The sequence below is a fragment of the Bacillus sp. FSL L8-0199 genome (assembly GCF_038005705.1).
In the GTDB taxonomy this organism is placed as follows: domain Bacteria; phylum Bacillota; class Bacilli; order Bacillales; family Bacillaceae_G; genus Bacillus_A; species Bacillus_A cereus.
Map to the genome: position 1 here is coordinate 239,594 of NZ_JBBOTS010000004.1, position 20,179 is coordinate 259,772.

Here is a 20,179-nt window from a genome sequence, read left to right on the forward strand (position 1 = left end):
CATGTTTCAAATGCGCCAATTACTCCTCATCAAGAAGAATTTCATAAATCCTCCTATACTTACATAAAATATTATTTACATTCATAATTCTAACATATATAAATAGAAAGAAAATAGAATATCATAATTACCATTTCAAATTGGTAGCAAACAATCTTCTCATTATAAACAACTACTGAAAATTAATTATCCTGTATCTGCCCCTATACAAATTACGGATTTTACGAAATAATATTCTTTGACACCTTCATGCAGGAAAACAATATATACAAATATAATCATCCGCATGAAGGAATATATTTGAAAGGGGTAAAGCATTGCTACGTATACAACGAGGGTACATGTATGATCCAGACGATAATGAGGTCATTGTGAACGAAATTTTCTACAACGCTGCATCCGACCAAAAGTTAGGCAGCAAAATGAGTGTGTTTGCTGCAGAAAAACTACCTACTTCCATTTTTAAAAATGTTCAAGAAAGTGAAAGTATGTCCTATATGGAAAGTATGGAAGTAGACGAACAAACCATTCCAGAAATACTTTGTTATTTAGACCAGAATCAAAAACCCGAAAAACTTTATTTTGAACTGCAGTACATGAAGTAACACCAAGAACAGAAAATAAGAGGGGAGTTATAAAAGTAGAAACAGAGGCATTATTATATGGTACATAAAACAACTACATATAACTTCCCTTCTTAATTTTATTTATTCAAAAACAATTGAATACGATATAAAAATAGATTAATATATAACTATATTTATTGTTTAATTGATTCCGTTTATTCCCACACCTTTTTTGTGTTGTGGTTGAGATGTAGAAGCAAGTTGCGTCTTGTTTCATTTATGAAAGGGCTTCTTTGAGCCGATTAGTGTATTTATAGCTTATTTTGCTATACACATTTTTAATCGACTTGAAGAAGCCCTTTTTGTGTTGTCTTCGAGTTAGGAATCACTGCTACATAGACCTTCGGGGCTAATAATATGCTAGATGAGAACAGCACACAATTTGTGCTTTTTTTATTTGGAAAAGAGGATGATTAGATGAAATATAAACATGCAATTACATTAGATAAACCAGCATTATCACTAGGGGAAATTATATCAATCTTTCAAAAAAAAGAAATCACTGAACCAATTAGAAGTCGTGAAATTACTATTTTTCAAAATACTGTAGGTATGATTGGGGATAGAATGAAAGACTTCGATGTCGACTATTATGATTATAGGGACTTCATTATGGAACTCGATTATCATGATTGTGACGATGACTGTGATTTCGAATTTCAAAGAAGAAGTTTTGAATATCAATATGGGAATCCATGCGAAATAGAAGATCGTATCCAAGAATGGGGCCATTTTTTTATTAAAGCAATGGAATCCAAAAGAGAGGTAGTAAAATCTGAATATAGAAGACCTTCTACTATACCGCCTACGGAAGAAGAACTAAAACGAGTAGAGTATGATAAAAGAAGAGCAATAGAATGTAGCGAACTGTTTCATGTTTCTTATGAGACTTTAAAAGCTATTTTAAAAGAATCCCCACATACTGTTATTGAGATTATTCAAAACATAGAGTTGGAGAACACAAGGATACTAGAGAAACTTCCTACCCATTTAGGTGTACAATTTTCTTATAAAGAAGAATTGAAGGAATTATATATTTATTATGGAGAAAAACACTTACCAGGTCTTTATCGTCTCTTATTATTGTTAAAGATTTTTGAATTTGACTGTAAAGAAAGAGAGTAATACCAAATTTATAGTAAAGTAGATAAGGAATAGAATGTGAAAAATAAGCACTAGGGAATTTATATAGAATTAAGGTACTTGTTGCAATGCTAAAAGCACAAGGAAATAGAAAACGAAAACCTGAGAGGAGTCTATAATATGATTACAGTTAACCGAGGATATATGTATGATCCAGATGATAATGAGGTCTTAATTACGGAAATTTATTATGAAGCTGCTACAGATACTAAATTAGGAAGTAAAATGGATAGCTTATCTTACTCAATTATACCTAATGAAGTTAAAGAAAAAATCGAAGCAGCCGCTTCATTATCCTATGTGGAAAGTCTTAAGATGTCCCAGGCATTAGCTATTGTTTATCAAAATGAAATTAACATGTATGGAAAACCAGAAAAATTATACTTTGAGTTAACAAGTATATAAGAGGGAAAAGACATTGAACGTAATTGTTCAATGTCTTTTTAATTATATAATCTCTTTTTGAATAATTAATATAATCTTAATCCAAAAAATTATTGAAGTAGTAATTTATTTACAATATCAAATTCATTCAATCTCATAAGTTTTAAATAGTTAGATGTAGCTGGATGATTTATTATTTCAGAACAAAAATGACAATTATTAACATATTGTTTATCTTTAAACAATTTTTTGATTTCGTTTGGTAATCTTTCGTAAACTCCTTTTGGTCCTTCATATTCAATTATCTTGTATAGATCATTGTACCTTTGATTAAGTAGTTCTTCAAAATTATTTTGATTTAAGTTACCTACAGACAGTTTTTTACTTGTCCCAACTGAACAGCACGTTAACACTTCACCATTTGGCCACATAGTGAATATATTTTGTGCCGAACAGCAATTAGGTAAATCCTCAATTTTTTTGGTATCTGTTGTCTTTAATTTGGAGTTTCTAGGTGGTATTACCCATCTATACATAACCTTAAAACTAGTTTTACTTTGTAACTCCTCTATTAAACCTTTCGTCTTCTGCTCTGTAGCCTTTGATAAAGAAGAATACATTACAACATCTAGCTCAAGTTTATTGCAGATCTTTATAAACATAAGAATATTATCAAGTGGAATATACTTCGAATGAAAATAGTCATAACTTATCGTTATTAGATCTAAATCATTAGCAATTAATTCAACAAGCCGTTCATATATTAATTCTTCGGAATCACACCACTTACAATTTGTAATCACTCTAGATTTTAAATTTAAACTCTTATTAAATTGGATAGCTTCTTTTAAAAAATCATATCTCAAAAATGGCTCTCCGCCTGTAAAATTAATATGTGTCAGTTTATACCTAGACGACATAAATTTAATTAGTTCCAATGTTTTATCAATAGATAAATTGTAGTTTACGTGTTCTTGAAAACAGTGAGCACATTTCGCATCGCAATCCCATGTTATTTGAAATGATAGGTTCTTGTTTATCATTTTGATCGCTCCTTTTCCAGCATTAACAAACAGAGAATCAATTACAACTAATTCTCTATTTGTCAATTTTATTAATTGGATGAAGTTATGCCGGAGGATCTATAATAGGATCTCCACCACCTTCATCAGGTGGGTCAATACTCGAGGATATCTGATCCTCTGGAATTTCTTCTGAAATTGCAAGTTGTATATTTGCTAGTAAAATAGGTGTTATTGTTACTTTATGTTCCCTCAAAAGTCTTGAAAGCATGGCTACAAACTCAACTCTTAAAAAACGGTTTTGTCTAAATTCTTGTCTCAACTCCATAATCTCTTTCGGAAGATTATTATCCATAAACAAGCGCCCCTTTCTTCTAAATACAAGTCACTTTATACCATTAATTACCATATAATATTTTTTTATTCATGTTGATATGTAATCTAAGGCTAAAATCTTTTTACAATAACAAGTTGAACGTATAAATAATGTTTAAACGCATTAAATACAATACCTGTATATTTACTACGAAAAAGTGTGACTCTTGTTTTACTCTTTTACTTGCACGAAAAATAAATATAGTTTAATATACAGATATATTTATTGTTTATTTGATTCCGTTTATTCCCACACCTTATTGTGTTGTGGTTGAGTTGTAGAAGCAAGTTGCGTCTTGTTTCATTTATGAAAGGGCTTCTTTGAGCCGATTAGTGTATATATAGCTTATTTTGCTATGCACATTTTTAATCGACTTGAAGAAGCCCTTTTTGTGTTGTCTTCAAGTTTGGAGTTATTTTATAGCCAGCACTTTAGGCGATTATTTAATTACTTAGGGGGAAACATCATGAAAAAATCACAAAGGAAATTGCAAAATGATGCTCATTTACATGACATTATTGAAGAAATTAAAGAACTAGCTAACCCTTTTTGGATCAGTTCTGTATCAATGCTTCAAGCGCACAATAAAAACTTCAATACGGAAGCTACGACATTTAAAGATATTACTATTTCTGATTTAAGGGACTTGAAAGTAAGCTTAAGTCTCATTTATGCAGCAAAGAATATCAGTCATACAAGTAAAGAAGAGTTAAATCAGCGCTTATCCATTCAATCAGGAAAGAAGATTACTTCCTATGAGGATTGGCTGCTTCATGAAAATAGAGGGATTATTTGTGAAATGATTGATGAATTTCGAAAGAAAAAGGGGATTCACCCAAATTCGAAATATCAATTAATGTAGGGGGATTATTATGACGAATATGGAAAGTTTACAAGCCGAATTTCCATTTGAACAATTAGGTTGGAAGATTATACATACATTCGAAAGCGACGGGCGTTTTTTTGCGTATGTAGCTCCATTTGTTGACGCACGGGCCATTCAGGACCGATTTGATGAAGTCTTTGGTATTGATAAATGGCAAGTGTCTTATGAAAAATGGGGTGAGAAGGCAACAAAATGTACCATTTCCGTGTTTTTGAATGAGCGTTGGATATCAAAAGAGGATGGCAGTGAAGAATCTGACTACAGTTCTGTAAAAGGTGGCTTTTCGAATAGTTTAAAAAGAGCTGCTGTGCTGTGGGGCGTGGGAAGATACCTTTATAATGTAAAACCTACTAAAGTAGAACTTTCTACACGTAGTAATGGCCCAAATAGTATCTATGTTTCTTATCAAAAGAAAGGATATTATTTCATACCTCCTACTATGTTACAGCAAAAACATAAACAAGGAAGATCAAAGAAGGAACCATCGAATGGCCGAGTAAGTCTAGAAGTATTAATTCAAAACATACAAGAACTTGCAAAACCATTAAGTATTACATCCAGGGAGATTCTACTTGCCTATAATCACAATTATAACGCACAAGCGAGAACCTTTGAGGATACGACGATTGGTGGTTTAGAAGGAATGCTAACTAGTTTACAGTTGATTCACGAAGTGAAGAATATTCGTCCTGGAAATGAGAAACAGCTTAACCGGTGGTTATCAGCTCTTATTCCTGGTGATGTTACATCCTTTAGAGAATGGTTACTTCATGATCATACAGAAGCCATTCACCAACTCATACAACAGTTAAAAAAACAACAAAGCGCGTAAAGCTTTGTTTTATAGCAGGAAAACGAATGAACAGGATATGAGGTCTGTTCTTTTTTTATTACTTTTTTGGAGGGATTTATTATGAATTTTAAAATTAACCGTACTTTATTTATTGAAAAATTAGAGAAAGCTAGCGCTACTGTAGACATTAAAAACCCAATGCCAGCATTACAAGGTGTTTTATTAGAGTGTAATTCAAAAGGAATGATTCTAATGGGTTCAGACGGTACAGAGACGGTAACATTAGTGACACGCTTTAACGTAAACAGTGGGGATTGTACTGAGCCGGGGAAGGTGCTTTTTGCAGCTGCTCCGGTTCTTAAAACAATTAAGAAATTCAAAAGTGAATTCATTGGTTTAGAGCATACAAACAATGAATTGAAAATCGTAGAAAATACGAAGAAACAATTTAGCTTTTGTACCATGGATCATGAAGAATATCCTGAAATCAAAATTGAAGCTGGTGAAGACTGGCTAACGATGACACAAGAACAATTTTCAAAAATTGCCAGTAGAACTTTACATGCTATTGCAGTATCAGATACACGAATAATCTTAACGGGTTTAAATTTAAAATCCACGGAAGGTGAGCTTTCATGTACTGCTACTGATTCGTACCGTTTAGCGAGGTTACGTTTTGAACGTACGCATATTCCTGCTGCTAAAGATGGTGAAGTCATCTTACCAAGTAAATCCCTTAAAACGGCGTTAAAACTATTTAATAGAGAATCTAAATTAGAAATGAAATTGATTAGTGACACGCAACTTCTTATAAGAGGAGAGAGCATTATTTATCAATCTCGATTATTAGCCGGAATATATCCTGATACATCAAGGATGATACCCGATTACTCAGATATCTATGTAACTGTAGAACGTAGCGAGTTACAAAATACATTAGAACAGCTGTCGGCATTCTCGACATTAGTAATGTTTACTTCAGAAGGAAAAAAATCTTTAAGAATTGAACCAAAAAACTCACAAGTAGGGACTGCAAGTGTGGAAATTCCATGCGATCAAGAAGAAACATTTACGTTTGCTTGTAATGTGGAATATCTGCTACAAGCACTACAGACAATACCGTCTGAAGCAATCACGATAAAAATAATTAATAACCAGAGACCTATTGTGATAGTGGGAGCAGATGACAAAACTAACTCTAATCTGCAGTTAATTCTACCGGTTCGTGTGTAAGGGGGAATCCAAATGAGTATGAATCACAGTGACTTCTTTGACTTATTACAGTCAAAAGAAGTCCTTCCTAATAATCAAGAACTTCGTCAATCTTTTGAATCGATTATAAATGGATTTATTGCAAACGAAATACCTGATTTAGAAAACATACCATTAGAACATATAGATGAATTTGGAAAGCAATTTGAGCAAATACGCCACCATGTTCGTTTTTATACTACAGGAACATTTGGCATAAGTGGTGGACCAGATTGTCTATTAAAAGAGTTATTATATCTAAACCTTTTTATGGAACAACTAGAGAAGGTTGAAGAGAAGGGATTAGAAAATGAGATTTTTATTTAATCATGGAAACGAGATGGAGATGTACATTCGAATCATTCGTTTACAAAAATTAATTAAAGAGTATAACATTCCTTTTCCTTTAAAAATACAAAATTTACACAAGAAAAATTTTTATTTTGATCCTGACCTTTTATATAAGTCACTTGCATCTTTTAATGAGCAAACTCGTGTTTTTTGTCACTTTGCCTTCATAACTGATGAAGAGCTTGTAAACGGGACGCTACACAATTCTCAGGATTCATCATTGTGTATAGAGGACATTTATTCGCATTTAACCTCGGATATATTTTCAATGGCTGCTGATGGCTGCTATGTTAACACGGCTGGTTACTACTTATGTATTGGATCAAAATATTTATCACAATCTGATTTTAATTCCGTGCTAAATGATTTTAATTTCTTTTCATATGACAGTATAAAATATCCGAATTATATACTTATCGAACATTTAGAGGGTGGTTTTGAGGATTACTCATCTGATGAGTGGGTGCTTTATTATTATGAGATTGTAATACGACTTGCAGCAACTATTGAAGGGAAGAAAAAGAGGAATATTATATGAAAGCAAAGGACTTTCAAGGCCACATTAAGGGGGAATTCTAGTGAAGAAATTATTTCATTATGATCTTAATTTCTCCATTTCATACTATTTACATGCTCTTAGGTTAAATAAACACCATTGCATCGTAAATCTGGAACAGATTAAACAACGATACCAAGAGGAAATATATATATTAGAAAGTCTTTCAAAAGATGTTGAAATAGATTTTAACAAAATCTCTCATGAGGCAATCGATAAAATCCTAACTTGTGTGGACTTTTTAGATGTAAATCAAACATTAAGTTGGAAGGACATAGAATCCACAGATACGATTGTTATCTTCTTACTTTCCATGAACCTATTACATATAAATCTATCTTGCTTTTATCCGTGTCAATTTCATTACTTACATTACTTTAAAAGAATGCATTCGCTTTCGATTAATGTAACCCAGTATTCTCCCGTGTACTTGGATCAAGAGAATATTTATGAATTAGACCATGAAGAAGAATTTGTGGAATTGGGGACGGATATGATCGAAGAGATGGGATTAGAAGCCTTTCCTATTGACGAAGAAGAGCATGAAACGCTCTCTACACTATTCGACATACCATTAAAGGAAATAAAGAAAGTAGCAGAGGACACATGGGGTGTTATAGCTGAGACAATAGACGGCATATCACCGAAACATAAAGAAAAAATTTCCAAATTACTAGATTGTTATCCAGTAAAGTATTCTTACCAAATTGATGAAGAATCTCTTTATCTCTATTATGGCGAGGAACCATTATACGGACCATATAAATTTGAGATGTTACTAGATTTATTGGAAACAATCTTTACGCAGGGGGAAACAACAAATGAAGACAGTAGCAATATTTGATGCTTTAGAGCCAAAAGGAATTGTAACGATTCAACAGTCAAACGACGGATTATCTCGTGGTGAAACTGTAGTTACATTTAAAGACTTCTATGAGGCTTTAAAAGAAGTAATGGAGCAGGAAACACAGGACAATACATACCTATCGAGCGGAATTCTTCCAAAAGGTTGTGTGAAACATGAGGTATTATCCCAAAAAGGTGACAAACAATCTGTTTGGATTGAAATTCCTAAAGCACAATGGGATATTCAATTTTTTGAACGTCCGTTTCAACAAGTAGGCTTTCCACGTCTACTATTCCGTTATACGGTGTATCAAAATAAGGTTACGAATATTTCTATCTTTGCTTTAAAAGAAGACACGTCGTTAGAAGAAGGAATGAAACTTTATCGATTTCCTTATTCAAATGTTAACGCTAATGGATCTGTATGTACTGGTAGAGTTATGATTCCTGAGATCCGGACTTTAAAAGATTTAGAAACATTTCATGTTTTATTCTTTGCAAGTTCATTCAACCATGACCTTACATATACTCATACAGAACCAGTAGGAGAGTTATTTAAACGATTTGAAAACCAAAGTTTCGATGATTCCATTCTAATAGAATCAAATATGACTTTTTAAAATATAGCAGGATTTTATATAAGCAAACACACCAGGAGGATTTTTTATTATGAATAACTTATTCGATTTTTTTGATATGGAAAAAGAAGTAGAGGAAATAACAGTACCAGTGAAAAAAGCTGCTTCAGAGCAAGCCACTGCTAAAAAGGAAGAGAAAAAGGAAAAAGCAAAGAATAAGACAACGACGAGCAAGAAAGCTAAGGCTTCAAAAGCTACAGATTGTCTAGATAGAATCAATACAACAACGGTTGTTCGTCACGTAGTATTTGGAGATATACCGTTAGTAGATTGGTTCACAGAGGAAGAAATTACACATGGAATCGCAGTTCAAAATGGAGATTCTACCAATGTAAGAAAAATAGAAGCAGAGGACATTCGCGTAAAATTAGAGCACTGTTATCCCTCATTTGTTAAAGACTTAACCGTCATTAAATTTGATAAGGATACAAATGCACTAATTCCGATTTTAACTGTCGGCGCAAAAGGAGTAAGTAACGTAGAGGGACAACCAATTCTGGATTGTCCCTATTCTTTTGCCGCCTTGAAGAATCATCTATTACCTGGTGGAGAAATTCCTAGAGTATTGCTTATGGATTTTATTGTCATTGCACAAGGGTTTTCTCGTAATTTTGAATGTGAGGTACATGCCGATATTTATTACAGTAGAGAACGAGGTTATTTCATGGACTTTCCAAACCAAAAGGTTTCACTGGATCTAGTAATACCAGAAACAAATATAGAGATGCAGTGTATAGCTATGAAGGTAATGGAATTACATAGCCACCATCGTTACTCAGCTGAACCAAGTGATATAGATGACCAAAGCGAACGTGCACCTATACTTTATGGAATTGTCGGAAGAATTGAGGATGTATTCCCTGAACTACGTGTACGGACATGCATAGCAAATACCTTCCACTCTATTCACCCAAACCTCATATTTGCAGGTGAGTATTCCGTTAAAGGGGTTAGCGAAGATTATGATTTAAGTGGGATTGGATTTCTAAAATAAATTTACAAAGGGGGCGTAAAGGAGACATATATTCATGTCTCCTTCTTTATTATGACAATTTTAAAAACAATTCACGTATCGATGCTTACAAAGATAAAGCATTACTTGTTATTTCTTACAAAAAATGAATGTGTTTTAGAGGAACCACATTATGACTACAAGCTATTTCAATTTATGTGCAAGTTAGAGATGAAGTACATATATGAAGCATTAGAAGGACAGAGCAAGAATACTCATATTGATTTAAACTCACATCAAGAATATGTAAATACGCTTGTTGTGCAGTTGAATTTACTCCAATATGTTGTATTCGTTGTGCAAGAGGAAGGAATAGATCATGCTGCATCGATACTATTGATGCATTCATTTGACTTGTATACCGTGCATAGGATTACAAATTTAACAATTCCATATCTAAAAAACTTAGAGAATGCTCTTTCAAAATAAAATTAGGAGGATATATAAAATGAGTATTATTATCGATATCGCAGAAGGAAAGAAGATCTTACCACATATTGTAGTAGTAGGCACTGGAGCAAATGGAAGTTTAATTCTCCAAAGTATTGCACAAATGGTTAGTATCTTTAAATTAAATGGTGAAATAGTTGCTGCTGATCCGGATGTTGTTGAATCAAAGAATCTAGGTAATCAACACTTTGTTCTACAGGACATTGGTAAATACAAAGCTGATGTACTTAGAGATCGGTATACTGCTGCATACAAGAAACCTCATAAAGTAAATATAAGCTCATTTACTTCGAGTTATATTGAAGACATAGAGACGCTAGGTTCACTATATAAAAACAAATATAAAATCTTAGAGAAGGAAGCGGACGATAACTATTTGTATTTACCTATTCTCATAGGGGCAGTTGATAACATATTCTCTAGGGAAGTATTCCATCAATACTTTAATCAATGTGAAAATCTAATCTATATTGATGTAGGTAATACAGCTGTAACAGTACCAACTAATTGGAGAGAGATAGACAAGAAGCATTGGACTCCACAGCAATTAAAGGACTATAAAAATAGCGGGTATAATGGCCAAGTTGTGTGTGGTATTAAACGAAATGGAGAGGTTATTCTCCCGCCGCTAGGAGACCTATTTCCAGATGCTTTTAAAGAAAAAGAAACAGCTCCAAGTCAATTAAGTTGTTCCGAATTGGCTGCTTCAGAACCACAGCGCGTTATTACAAACAAATTCGCTGCATTGTCTGTTTCACAGTTTGTTAATGAACTTTTTGATGAAGGGACCGTATCAAATCACTATATCATTTTCCATGCTCAAAAGGCTTTTATGAAAGCAGCGCCAATTGGTGAGTAATGATGTAGGAGGGGACAAAGTGAGAGTGTATCAATTAAATTCCACTCAATTACAATGTACATTAACACCAACAAACATGTGTGATGGAGTTCTACAATACTACCAATACAAACAGTATACCGTTGTATCTGTAATGGATTTATCAAAGCATGATCCCGAAATGATACCATTGCTTCTGGCTTGTCTAACAGAGGCTCTGATTCATTTCTATCCGGATTCTTTTTTAGCTAAGGATAAATCTGATCTCTTATATTGGTGTAGAAAGAACTTCAAAGGATTTCATAGTATTTCTGATGATGGATTCTTGCGAGACTTCAAGCAGGTATACGAATGTTATCAAGCATTGCAAAACGTTGGAAAACAAGAAAACAATAAAAAAAAATATATATAATAGCAGGGAGAAGAGAAACGCATGTATAATATACTTAAACGTCAATTTAATTACATTATCCGAGGGGTGATTCGGATTAACGAAGAGGTACAAAGGGAATTGGACCTATTGGTGCAAAAGATTCGTGAAACTGTATCTTCTGTCCAAAAAATCATCCTTTTTGGCTCTCATGCATATGGCACACCAAATGAAGACAGTGATTTTGATCTCTGTATTGTTGTGGAAGGTGTAGGAGAAAGAAAAAGAGAAGTCATTAATCGTATCAATTGGGGGATTTACGATGTAATGGAAACGCCAGTTGATATTTTAGTGTATGGACCAGAAGAGTTTCAAGAACGTGCTAGCCGTACTGTAACTATGGAACATAAGATTGCTCTAGAAGGGACGATCTTATATGAGAAATATTGAGGATCTAAAAGAGTGGGTATTCATAGCAAAATCCGATTTAGATTCTGCTATTTACTTATCTGATATGAAACCTTTCCCCACTGCAATTATTTGTTATCATAGTCAACAATGTGTGGAGAAACTTCTAAAAGGATTTCTTGCACTAAACGGTAGACCAGTCCCTAAAACTCATAACCTTTTAATGCTGCATAAATTTTGTTGTAGATTAGATGAGGAGTTCTCATTGATTTTAGAACAATGCGTGCAGCTAAATGGTTATGCTACTGACATTCGTTATCCGTATTTTGAAGCCCTTACTGTGCAAGATGGGTTAGTAGCTATACAACATGCTCAAAAAGTAATTCGTTTTTATAAAGAGACCTTAAACAAGCTAAATATAAATGAAATCGTAATCGATTAAATATAGAGGAAATACATAAAAGAGAGTGCCTTTAAGGGACTCTCTTTTTCTATCTCAAAAAGAGGAGGAATGCCCCATACATAAAAAATAAAATCTTATTTTTCTATGGGGATAAAAATAAAATGATGGATATATATAAAGAAATTAAAGAGGAAATGAAAAAAGTCTATTTATCTCGCGATTGTTGTTTTGTAGGTTACAGCGGGGGAAAAGATAGTTCTGCTATGTTGACATTGCTATGGGATGCGATTTCCGAGCTGTCGCTAGAAGATCGTACAAAACCTATTCATATATTAACTTCCGAGGTTGGGGTGGAAACACCTGTTATGACTGCGTATATCTCACGTACATTAAAGAAAATCCAAAAGAGTGCGGCTAAACAAAACCTTCCGTTTATTGTACATAGTGTAAGACCATTAATGAAAGAATCATACTGGTATAAACTACTAGGTAGAGGGATGCTTCCACCAACAGGAAATAGTAGACTGCGATGGTGTACTGATTTGCTTAAAGTCAGACCGATGCAGCGTAAGATGAAGGAAATACTTATAGATTCTCAAACTAAAAATGTAGTGGACTACTTTGAAGAGTATGATGGAGTTCTTGCGTTGGCCGTTCGTAACGAAGAAAGCGCACGTAGAAGACATAGTATTCAAAAATATGCAGTAAGTAATGAATCTTTATTTTCACGTCACAATGACATGAAAAATATACTCTGCTTTAATCCAGTCAAATTCTTAACCGGTGATGAAGTATGGATGTTGCTTTTAGATAGAGGGATACTGCCTTTTGGTGTAGATGTGGAAGAAATGAGCATACAGTATGGACAGGCTATGTTTGAATGCGGCATCAAAACAGGTGGGAAACAGCAGGGAAATGCTTGTGGAGCTGCAAACTCACGTAGTGGATGTTGGACCTGCCTGATGATGAATGGTGAGGATAAAATGCTAACCCAGCTAATAAGTGAGGGGTATACGGATTATGCTTATCTACAATCATGGAAAAGCTTCTTACGCTCCATTAGAAACGATATTCGTTATCGGAATGTAATGAATAGGCGAAGTCTGCAAACACTCCTTAAAAACGAAAATAAAGGGGGTTCGGACTTGTTTTCAATTCAAAATCATGCTGAATATGATTATATTATGTTTGATCGCACAGAAAAAGGAGACTATGCACCAGGAGGGCTTACGGTAGAAGGTAGAAGAATGCTTTTAGAGTATCTACTTTTTACACAACAAAAGATGAATACAAATCTTATTTCTGAAAAAGAAATTGAGGCAGTGCTGCAAGCCTGGTATGAAACGGATGGAATTAGAGTATACCGAGATGAATTGGAACCTATACACCACGCATATCTAGGTGAATTGGTGTTCAAACCCGATTGTACAATAAATGAGGAAAAAACAACGTCTCCATTTCCCGTATTTTTTGTAGAAATAGACATTCATCTAGGGAAGCAGGAACTATTTCGTTGGATTAAAGAGCGGCAAAGAATTACACAACAAAGCTTTTTCTTCTTTCCTTCAAATTATTCCAATGAAGTTGCAAAATTAACATGGAACAAGCTAACCTTTGTTGTATCTAGAGTAGATGTAACAGAAGCAAGAGACGCTGAACGAATTGTTCGTCATTGGTTAGGAATGGATATGTACCACGGAAAGAAGAACGAACAACATAAACAAATGCTAATTCAGCTATTAATTCAATCCATGAAGAATGAACAATTGTTTAAAAAAGATGAAAAAGCTAGTACGAAGCTTTTGTATGCTGCAGAGTTTACAAATAGACTGTCTAGTTTAATAGAAACAGAGGAGCTGCTATCTGAAGAGACTAACCATTTCTTTGCAAAAATGCTTAAAGAATTTGCAAATGAATCTTTTCTAATAGCCTAATAACTAAATAGACGATATATTTAAAGAAAGTACCGTTAACATAGGTACTTTCTTTATTTCAAAAATAAAAGGATAAAACGTATCAGTTAATATAGAAAAAATATAGGGGATGATTAATTATGCGCCTATACATATTAGAAATTACAACGGAACATAAAATAAGTTTTATAAATGCGACATCTATAGAGGGTGTTGCAAAACTAAAATAAATATGCAATGTTATGAATCAGAAAAACTAGCTGGATATGCAGTAGATAGCGATTTTGTCCATACCAGCGCGGCTGTTCCAGCCCTTTATCTTTGAGATTGCTAAACTGCTGTTCAATTTTCCCGCGCTCTTTCATCAACTGTTTCCCAAAGGTTGTAGTTACAAAAAGTGATAACACACGGCGGTGTGAACTTTTAATTTGTTCGCCATTTCTTGAATTAATGGGATTTACCGGAAAGATATCACACGTACCTGCAATTTTATAAATGTGTTGGCTATCATAAGCGGCGTCTGCTATAGAAAACAACACATGTTGGTCTTCTATGTCTTGAAGTAGTACAGGGGCCATCTTGCTATCGTGTACGTTCGCTGTTGTAAACGCATAAGATAATACAACACCTTCTGGTGTTGAACAAACATGAGCCTTATATCCTTTATACCAACCATAACGAGTCGATTTCCCCCACTTCGCTTGTGAATCATACAAACTACTCCGTAAGGCCGTGCTATCAATTAAGACACAAGGAATCAGTCCTAAATTAAGTTCCTGAAGAACCTTTTCATGAATGATTGGAATACCTTCTTCACGAAACCAAGTGCCTACACGTGAAAAAGTAGAAATATGAGGAACAAAAGATAAACCACAAGATGCACGAAAGGAAGGGTATTGATGCAAAAAACGAGTCAATTTGCGTAAAGAATTGATTTGGAATACGGTTTTCAAGAAAAAACATTTGAGTAAAGCTTTTCTACAAATGGGTGGACGGCCTGTAATAGGCGGAACGCCTTCTATGGTTAAACTGGTTAAACTGTCTACATACGCAAATAAAATTTGTAAAATGGATTGATTCTGATCAAAATTGGTTATCATACTAGTAAATCCGTCCTTTCTGGAGATAGTTTGGATTACTATCATTCTTCCAGGAAAACGGATTTTTTTATGCATTCATGTTTGGATATTTATGAGTTTTGCAACACCCTCCTATAGAAAAGGCCATAGAATCTTTTAAACGGATATATAAACAATATGCAGAACAAGTACCATTTTACGTTAGAGAAATACATCCAAATGAAAAAATCATAATAGATACAATAAGTGGTGAAATACATTGCATAGGAGACAATAGCGTTCTAACGAAATGTTTGGAGAATCTTATGCACTTAAATACTCCAATTGATTGGGTTCCTACACTTGTACTATATCAAGATGTAAAAACTGATCCGGTTTCGTTTACTATACATAAAGCATGCCTTATAAAAGGAAGCCCTGAATATAACGAGGTTGGGATGGATGTTTGGAAAAGCGTTCTCCAGGTATCATTAGACGACCATGAAGAGTTTTGGATTGCTCTAAAAGGATTTTTGCAGATTGAGATTTTTTCTATTTGTGAATTAGAGCAAGTTCTGAAAGTAAAAGAGAAGAAGCGATCATAATGGAGTTTAAAAAGCTTATTAAATACATAGAAGAGAATAAAGAAAAACATTTTAATGAAATAATCAAAAATAATGAAAATGTAATGAAAGTAATAGATACAAAAGCAGCTAAGAAAAATTAAATTCACAAAAGGCGTATTCATAAATGAAATACGCCTTTTGTGGTTTAAAATAAATTCTAATCGTTTATTTCCGTTTTAATTCGCATAAACGTTGTTATATAAATCAAAACCAATTCTCGTTCCATATTCTGATTTGTTTACAACATCTACTCTATAATTTTTTCCAGCTGTTACTTTAGTATTGTCAAATGTTTTATAATACCATGTTCCATGTTGCTTATATTCTGAAGGAATCTCGATTGTATCTATTGTTCTATTGGTCTCAGTATCGACTAATTTATACCAAACTTTAGGTGGTTTACCATTGGCTGTAGTTTCCTGCCAGCCTTTAATAGAAACAGTGGCATTACTTCTTAATTTAAATTTTTGAATAGCTGTTGTAGAATCATTCGGTGTATTCCCCGCGATAAACATATTCGTTGGTCCATTAAAAGTATCTACAACCCAATTTCCAGCTAATTGTTGGTATGAATTTTGAGATGTAATAAGTGGGGATGTTAAATTGTTAGTTGTTTTTTCTTCGGCACTTGCCAAGCTGCCTCCCCCCAATAAAATAGTGGCAGTTAGTACTGAAATAATAGTTTTTTTCATAGTAAAACTCCTCCTGCTATAATATTTTTAGTTCAAATGAACTTCTCCTCAAAAATACAATAGGGAGGAATAATTGTATATATTTCCCTGTTATAATTCATAAATTTGTAAAAAAAACCACATTATACATATTTATCAACATATGGTGTGTTGACAAATCATTAATTTACTAGTTTTTTATCCCTCAACTTATTACGTTAAACTACTATATTTTAACCACGTCCTAAATTTAGAACGAGGTTATGCTTGTTTTAGCTTTTAAAATTTCCGTAGTCTTTTTACATTTCGATAGATTAAAACACCTTTTGTTATATTGTTTTAAACGCGCTGCAAATATTGATAATATCGCTTTAAAGATATCTTAGTTTTGAACCCCATCCTGCTTACCAATTCATCTTCTGATATCCCTAGCTTAATAAGACGAATAATGAATGTATTTCGCATTTGCTGGGCAGAAATACGCCCATTTAACTCCGCTCGTTTCACTTCAAGTCTTATCATCTTTTGTATTGCAACCTCAGACAAATCCTTTGGCGCATCATTTTCGTACACCCATCGATACGTCCCACGATTAAAATCAAATGCCACAAATAGGGGATTATCTGTATATTGTCGAGGCCTTACTGGCTCCGGAATCGTTTTATAATATTTATATAGTTGTTTTGTATCCTCTCCCGTTAAAGAGATAGATCTAGTCATTCCATTTTCCCCTGGAACAATTAAGGTGTTTCTAGCAAACTGTATATGGCTCATATTAAGCGATACAAGCTCTTGCAAGGATAAACCATAGTTTACTACTAAATTTATTATACAAGCGTTTCTATCCATAATAAGAGGTCGATATTTAGCTTGTCTTTCTGTTAACCCCCTTGTTGAAAGGATAGTTTGTTTTAATAGTTTTTCTTCCTCTTCGGTAATAAAATCCTTATCACTTAGTGATTGATCTGGAATTAAAGAGAGTTCGATGTCATCTATTGGACTATTTATCCCTAAGAACATGTGAAGTTTCTTTAGGACAACCCATATTCGATGCCTTGTTTTAAGGGAATACTTACGTTTGCTTTCTAATTCCGAAAAATATGCTTGATAAGCTTCTCCAGATAGTTCATGCCATGATTTGATATGTGAAAGTATCTCATTTACTTCTAACCATCTATGAAAATCCTTAATATCGTATGCATAACGTTGGATCGTAGAGTGTTTTCGACCTTTTTCTTTTAAATAAATAGAAAAAGCTTCTAATGTTTCTTCTAAGCTAATTGCCTCGTTCAATATAATCACCTAATTTCTTTGGGTATATTATAACAGAAAGTAAATCAAAGACTTGCTACCGCCCTTTGCTACGCACGGTTGCTGGCATATCAAAAAAGAAAACGGACAAACAACCCTTTTCTTTTTTGATATGTTAATTATTATTTACAAAGCATAATAAATGTGGCTATCATAATAATCCAAAAGGGAACTACCAATATTAGTCCCCAAAATATCCCTTTGAAAAATCTAATCTCGTTATAGGTATCTATATCTAAGTAAGTCGTATCTTTAAGTACAGTCATGTTTAATCCTCCAAATATGAATTGTTTACTAAAATGAAAAAAGGACAAACCTCGCCCTGGTAGGGATACGTAGGTTTGTCCTTTAGTATGTGGGTAATGCTATGTTTATTTTCCATTATTATAACGTAATTTACAAATATTATCAATTAGGTCGGACATCTTATTAACAATCATACTAGCTGTATTAAAAATCTATTATAAATATATATCTTATATATTAAAAAGAAATAAAGATAAAACTATTATAGGTTATCAAAAATAGGGGAAAGATCTACTCCCACAAGGGAATATCTGATGTTAGAACATAAAAAATCATAAATAGTAGAAAATGTATACGGAAATTCAATAATTATTAGACTATCAATTCTACAAAAAAGCATAAAGAGAATTATGTATTTCTACATGAAATCGGAAAGAAATTGATACAAATTACTTTATATTTATCCACCTATGAAAATAGGATTTATTTTCTTTATTTTGTTAAATACAGCAATATCTAACGTTCAATTATCCACATTTTATCCAGATTAGACTACTATTTGTTAACATTAATCAGTGTTTGCACATAACTCACATTTTTATTGATGATTTTTATTAGATAAATACAACGACACTAGTAGTTACAATGATGTCAGGAAAATATTATTCACATTCAAGTATATTTTTCCTCATATCCACTATTTTTATTATTTTTCTTCTGATTTTTTGTAGGTATTATGAGATAGGTTTTACTACTTTAAAAGAATACTCCCTAGCACTATGTGGAGATTTCTATAATGCTAGAAGAGAATTTGTATAGAAGTGCATAAAAAAAGACCTCATTTTACATGAAGTCCTTCTGATTTTGTATTTATAAATAGAGTAGTAGAAAAGGAGTATGAATGAAACAACTACGAATAGCCCTCTAATTTCGATTTTTTCAAAAATAGAGAGCTCTTTACTATTATTTTGTTTCCATTGCGTGTAGCACCTGATCTGGAGCTGTTATTGTTACACCGGCACGTACTAAACGTTCGAAGGTACGCATAAACTCTAGTAAATTAAACTGCTTTGGTAGCTCAATAACGCGAAGTTTTTCTTGTGGCAGCTTATCAATTGCCTCGATAAACCATTCACGAACATCACTTGGAATCGTGCGTTCTTTATGACCACGAACTTTTAGTTTTTCACGCATTTCAATTTCTAAAGCGATATATGCATGGAGATTAACCCCCTGATCATATGCATATTTTCTAAATAACGTTTCTTCCTGGTATTTTAGGTAATTACGATGATAAGACTCTTCCGTCACTGGTACCGCAAACTTCTGCTTCAGTAGTGCATGCACATTCTTAAACATCTTCTTAATGTTGTGAAGAGAGTACATAGAATAATGTAAACCGAAATTAAAGACAGCTTGCTCACGGTCACTATTTCTCTCTTTTGGTATATGCTGCGCAATAAGAGGGTAGATACCTTCTTTCGCTGCTGTATCGAGAATTTGATATTGAGATGTTTGATGCAATAGTTTCTTCAATGTATATACAATTTTCGTTGGATATCCTTCTTTTCGATCAACCATGTCACGTAGTCCGCGGATTACACTGCGAATTTGACGATGACAAGTATGTTTTAATACATGAATGAATTTATTCATGTCTGCAGACAATTCACCGATATTCATCTCTTGTAGGATTGCTTCGATAAATTTCGCTTTTCGAGCATAGGTAGCTTTTGGTGTAAATGGATCCCTATGTTGTTCTTCTCCAGCTTCTTTCGAACATAAGAAGTCTGAATGAATAGACAGATATAATGTCGTATATCGTTTGGTATGCTTTACACCTTTTTGCATTTTGCAAATTTTGAATAGGGGATTCCCCGTACATGGTAATGCAGTTGTTAATTCCTCGATAACCGCACGGATCTGATGCGGATATTTTTTATGTAAGAAACGATACATCCCACCGAAGTGAGTTTTGTTTCCTCTTTCGTCCTGCTTGTC

The 20,179-nt window shown here is 33.5% G+C and carries 24 protein-coding genes and 1 pseudogene; 19 read left to right on the forward strand and 6 right to left on the reverse strand.

Translation table 11 applies throughout. The annotated features are described in order from the left end of the window. The first annotated feature begins 341 nt into the window (after nucleotides 1-341). The 3 genes from NST86_RS32925 (at nucleotide 342) to NST86_RS32935 (ending at nucleotide 2,174) form a co-directional block, all read left to right on the forward strand. A complete protein-coding gene (locus NST86_RS32925) occupies nucleotides 342-605 on the forward strand; it encodes a hypothetical protein (protein ID WP_002164774.1) in 264 nt (87 codons plus the stop codon). A gap of 438 nt (nucleotides 606-1,043) precedes the next feature. Next, entirely contained in the window at nucleotides 1,044-1,751 is a 708-nt protein-coding gene (locus NST86_RS32930; protein ID WP_340935408.1) for a hypothetical protein, read from the forward strand. A 138-nt stretch (nucleotides 1,752-1,889) separates the two neighbouring features. Beyond that, nucleotides 1,890-2,174, forward strand: a complete 285-nt coding sequence (locus NST86_RS32935; RefSeq protein WP_340935409.1) for a hypothetical protein — start codon at nucleotides 1,890-1,892, stop codon at nucleotides 2,172-2,174. Nucleotides 2,175-2,263: 89 nt separating this feature from the next. Here NST86_RS32935 and NST86_RS32940 read toward each other — a convergent pair whose 3' ends face one another. Beyond that, complete coding sequence (locus NST86_RS32940) at nucleotides 2,264-3,196, reverse strand: radical SAM protein (RefSeq protein WP_340935411.1); 933 nt, start codon at nucleotides 3,194-3,196, stop codon at nucleotides 2,264-2,266. A gap of 85 nt (nucleotides 3,197-3,281) precedes the next feature. Beyond that, nucleotides 3,282-3,530 (reverse strand): hypothetical protein, encoded by a 249-nt coding sequence (locus NST86_RS32945; protein ID WP_277615630.1) that lies wholly within the window; start codon nucleotides 3,528-3,530, stop codon nucleotides 3,282-3,284. A 487-nt stretch (nucleotides 3,531-4,017) separates the two neighbouring features. On the opposite strand from NST86_RS32945, the gene NST86_RS32950 reads away from it, so the two are divergent. From NST86_RS32950 to NST86_RS33015, 14 genes are all read left to right on the forward strand, one after another. Continuing rightward, on the forward strand, nucleotides 4,018-4,413 hold the full coding sequence (locus NST86_RS32950; RefSeq protein ID WP_340935416.1) for a hypothetical protein: 396 nt from the start codon (nucleotides 4,018-4,020) through the stop codon (nucleotides 4,411-4,413). Between the two features lie 10 nt (nucleotides 4,414-4,423). Continuing rightward, entirely contained in the window at nucleotides 4,424-5,269 is an 846-nt protein-coding gene (locus NST86_RS32955) for a Rad52/Rad22 family DNA repair protein (protein WP_340935418.1), read from the forward strand. 81 nt (nucleotides 5,270-5,350) lie between these two features. After that, the gene (dnaN, locus tag NST86_RS32960; RefSeq protein WP_340935419.1) at nucleotides 5,351-6,463 is read left to right on the forward strand and encodes a DNA polymerase III subunit beta; all 1,113 of its coding nucleotides are present in this window, start codon (nucleotides 5,351-5,353) and stop codon (nucleotides 6,461-6,463) included. A gap of 12 nt (nucleotides 6,464-6,475) precedes the next feature. Continuing rightward, complete coding sequence (locus NST86_RS32965; RefSeq protein ID WP_003319690.1) at nucleotides 6,476-6,808, forward strand: hypothetical protein; 333 nt, start codon at nucleotides 6,476-6,478, stop codon at nucleotides 6,806-6,808. Next, the gene (locus NST86_RS32970; RefSeq protein ID WP_340935420.1) at nucleotides 6,792-7,370 is read left to right on the forward strand and encodes a hypothetical protein; all 579 of its coding nucleotides are present in this window, start codon (nucleotides 6,792-6,794) and stop codon (nucleotides 7,368-7,370) included. The genes NST86_RS32965 and NST86_RS32970 overlap by 17 nt, the downstream gene beginning before the upstream one ends. A 40-nt stretch (nucleotides 7,371-7,410) precedes the next feature. Continuing rightward, nucleotides 7,411-8,232: a hypothetical protein gene (locus NST86_RS32975; protein WP_325834955.1), complete on the forward strand. Its 822-nt coding sequence runs from the start codon at nucleotides 7,411-7,413 to the stop codon at nucleotides 8,230-8,232. Next, on the forward strand, nucleotides 8,210-8,854 hold the full coding sequence (locus NST86_RS32980) for a hypothetical protein (protein WP_340935421.1): 645 nt from the start codon (nucleotides 8,210-8,212) through the stop codon (nucleotides 8,852-8,854). The genes NST86_RS32975 and NST86_RS32980 overlap by 23 nt, the downstream gene beginning before the upstream one ends. Before the next feature lie 49 nt (nucleotides 8,855-8,903). Continuing rightward, on the forward strand, nucleotides 8,904-9,866 hold the full coding sequence (locus tag NST86_RS32985) for a hypothetical protein (RefSeq protein ID WP_103622557.1): 963 nt from the start codon (nucleotides 8,904-8,906) through the stop codon (nucleotides 9,864-9,866). 51 nt (nucleotides 9,867-9,917) lie between these two features. Then, nucleotides 9,918-10,313 (forward strand): hypothetical protein, encoded by a 396-nt coding sequence (locus tag NST86_RS32990; RefSeq protein ID WP_340935422.1) that lies wholly within the window; start codon nucleotides 9,918-9,920, stop codon nucleotides 10,311-10,313. Nucleotides 10,314-10,332: 19 nt separating this feature from the next. Then, nucleotides 10,333-11,193 (forward strand): ThiF family adenylyltransferase, encoded by an 861-nt coding sequence (locus tag NST86_RS32995; RefSeq protein ID WP_340935423.1) that lies wholly within the window; start codon nucleotides 10,333-10,335, stop codon nucleotides 11,191-11,193. Nucleotides 11,194-11,212: 19 nt separating this feature from the next. After that, nucleotides 11,213-11,584, forward strand: a complete 372-nt coding sequence (locus tag NST86_RS33000) for a hypothetical protein (protein WP_088021445.1) — start codon at nucleotides 11,213-11,215, stop codon at nucleotides 11,582-11,584. Nucleotides 11,585-11,605: 21 nt separating this feature from the next. Beyond that, nucleotides 11,606-11,992, forward strand: a complete 387-nt coding sequence (locus NST86_RS33005) for a nucleotidyltransferase domain-containing protein (protein ID WP_000282360.1) — start codon at nucleotides 11,606-11,608, stop codon at nucleotides 11,990-11,992. After that, nucleotides 11,979-12,392, forward strand: a complete 414-nt coding sequence (locus NST86_RS33010; protein ID WP_340935424.1) for a HEPN domain-containing protein — start codon at nucleotides 11,979-11,981, stop codon at nucleotides 12,390-12,392. The genes NST86_RS33005 and NST86_RS33010 overlap by 14 nt, the downstream gene beginning before the upstream one ends. 122 nt (nucleotides 12,393-12,514) lie before the next feature. After that, on the forward strand, nucleotides 12,515-14,287 hold the full coding sequence (locus NST86_RS33015) for a phosphoadenosine phosphosulfate reductase domain-containing protein (RefSeq protein WP_340935426.1): 1,773 nt from the start codon (nucleotides 12,515-12,517) through the stop codon (nucleotides 14,285-14,287). 200 nt (nucleotides 14,288-14,487) lie between these two features. Here NST86_RS33015 and NST86_RS33020 read toward each other — a convergent pair whose 3' ends face one another. Further along, entirely contained in the window at nucleotides 14,488-15,366 is an 879-nt protein-coding gene (locus NST86_RS33020; RefSeq protein WP_327953197.1) for a transposase, read from the reverse strand. Between the two features lie 98 nt (nucleotides 15,367-15,464). Here NST86_RS33020 and NST86_RS33025 point away from each other — a divergent pair, with 98 nt between their 5' ends. After that, nucleotides 15,465-15,929 (forward strand): hypothetical protein, encoded by a 465-nt coding sequence (locus NST86_RS33025; protein ID WP_445661339.1) that lies wholly within the window; start codon nucleotides 15,465-15,467, stop codon nucleotides 15,927-15,929. Continuing rightward, nucleotides 15,929-16,051: a hypothetical protein gene (locus NST86_RS33030; protein WP_254914284.1), complete on the forward strand. Its 123-nt coding sequence runs from the start codon at nucleotides 15,929-15,931 to the stop codon at nucleotides 16,049-16,051. The genes NST86_RS33025 and NST86_RS33030 overlap by 1 nt, the downstream gene beginning before the upstream one ends. Before the next feature lie 75 nt (nucleotides 16,052-16,126). On the opposite strand, the gene NST86_RS33035 is transcribed toward NST86_RS33030, so the two are convergent. The 3 genes and pseudogenes from NST86_RS33035 to NST86_RS33045 form a co-directional block, all read right to left on the reverse strand. Beyond that, on the reverse strand, nucleotides 16,127-16,585 hold the full coding sequence (locus tag NST86_RS33035; RefSeq protein ID WP_340935427.1) for a hypothetical protein: 459 nt from the start codon (nucleotides 16,583-16,585) through the stop codon (nucleotides 16,127-16,129). A gap of 375 nt (nucleotides 16,586-16,960) precedes the next feature. Then, on the reverse strand, nucleotides 16,961-17,914 hold the full coding sequence (locus tag NST86_RS33040) for a tyrosine-type recombinase/integrase (RefSeq protein WP_340935428.1): 954 nt from the start codon (nucleotides 17,912-17,914) through the stop codon (nucleotides 16,961-16,963). A gap of 1,227 nt (nucleotides 17,915-19,141) precedes the next feature. Then, nucleotides 19,142-20,179: pseudogene (locus tag NST86_RS33045) on the reverse strand (hypothetical protein); the annotation flags it as partial.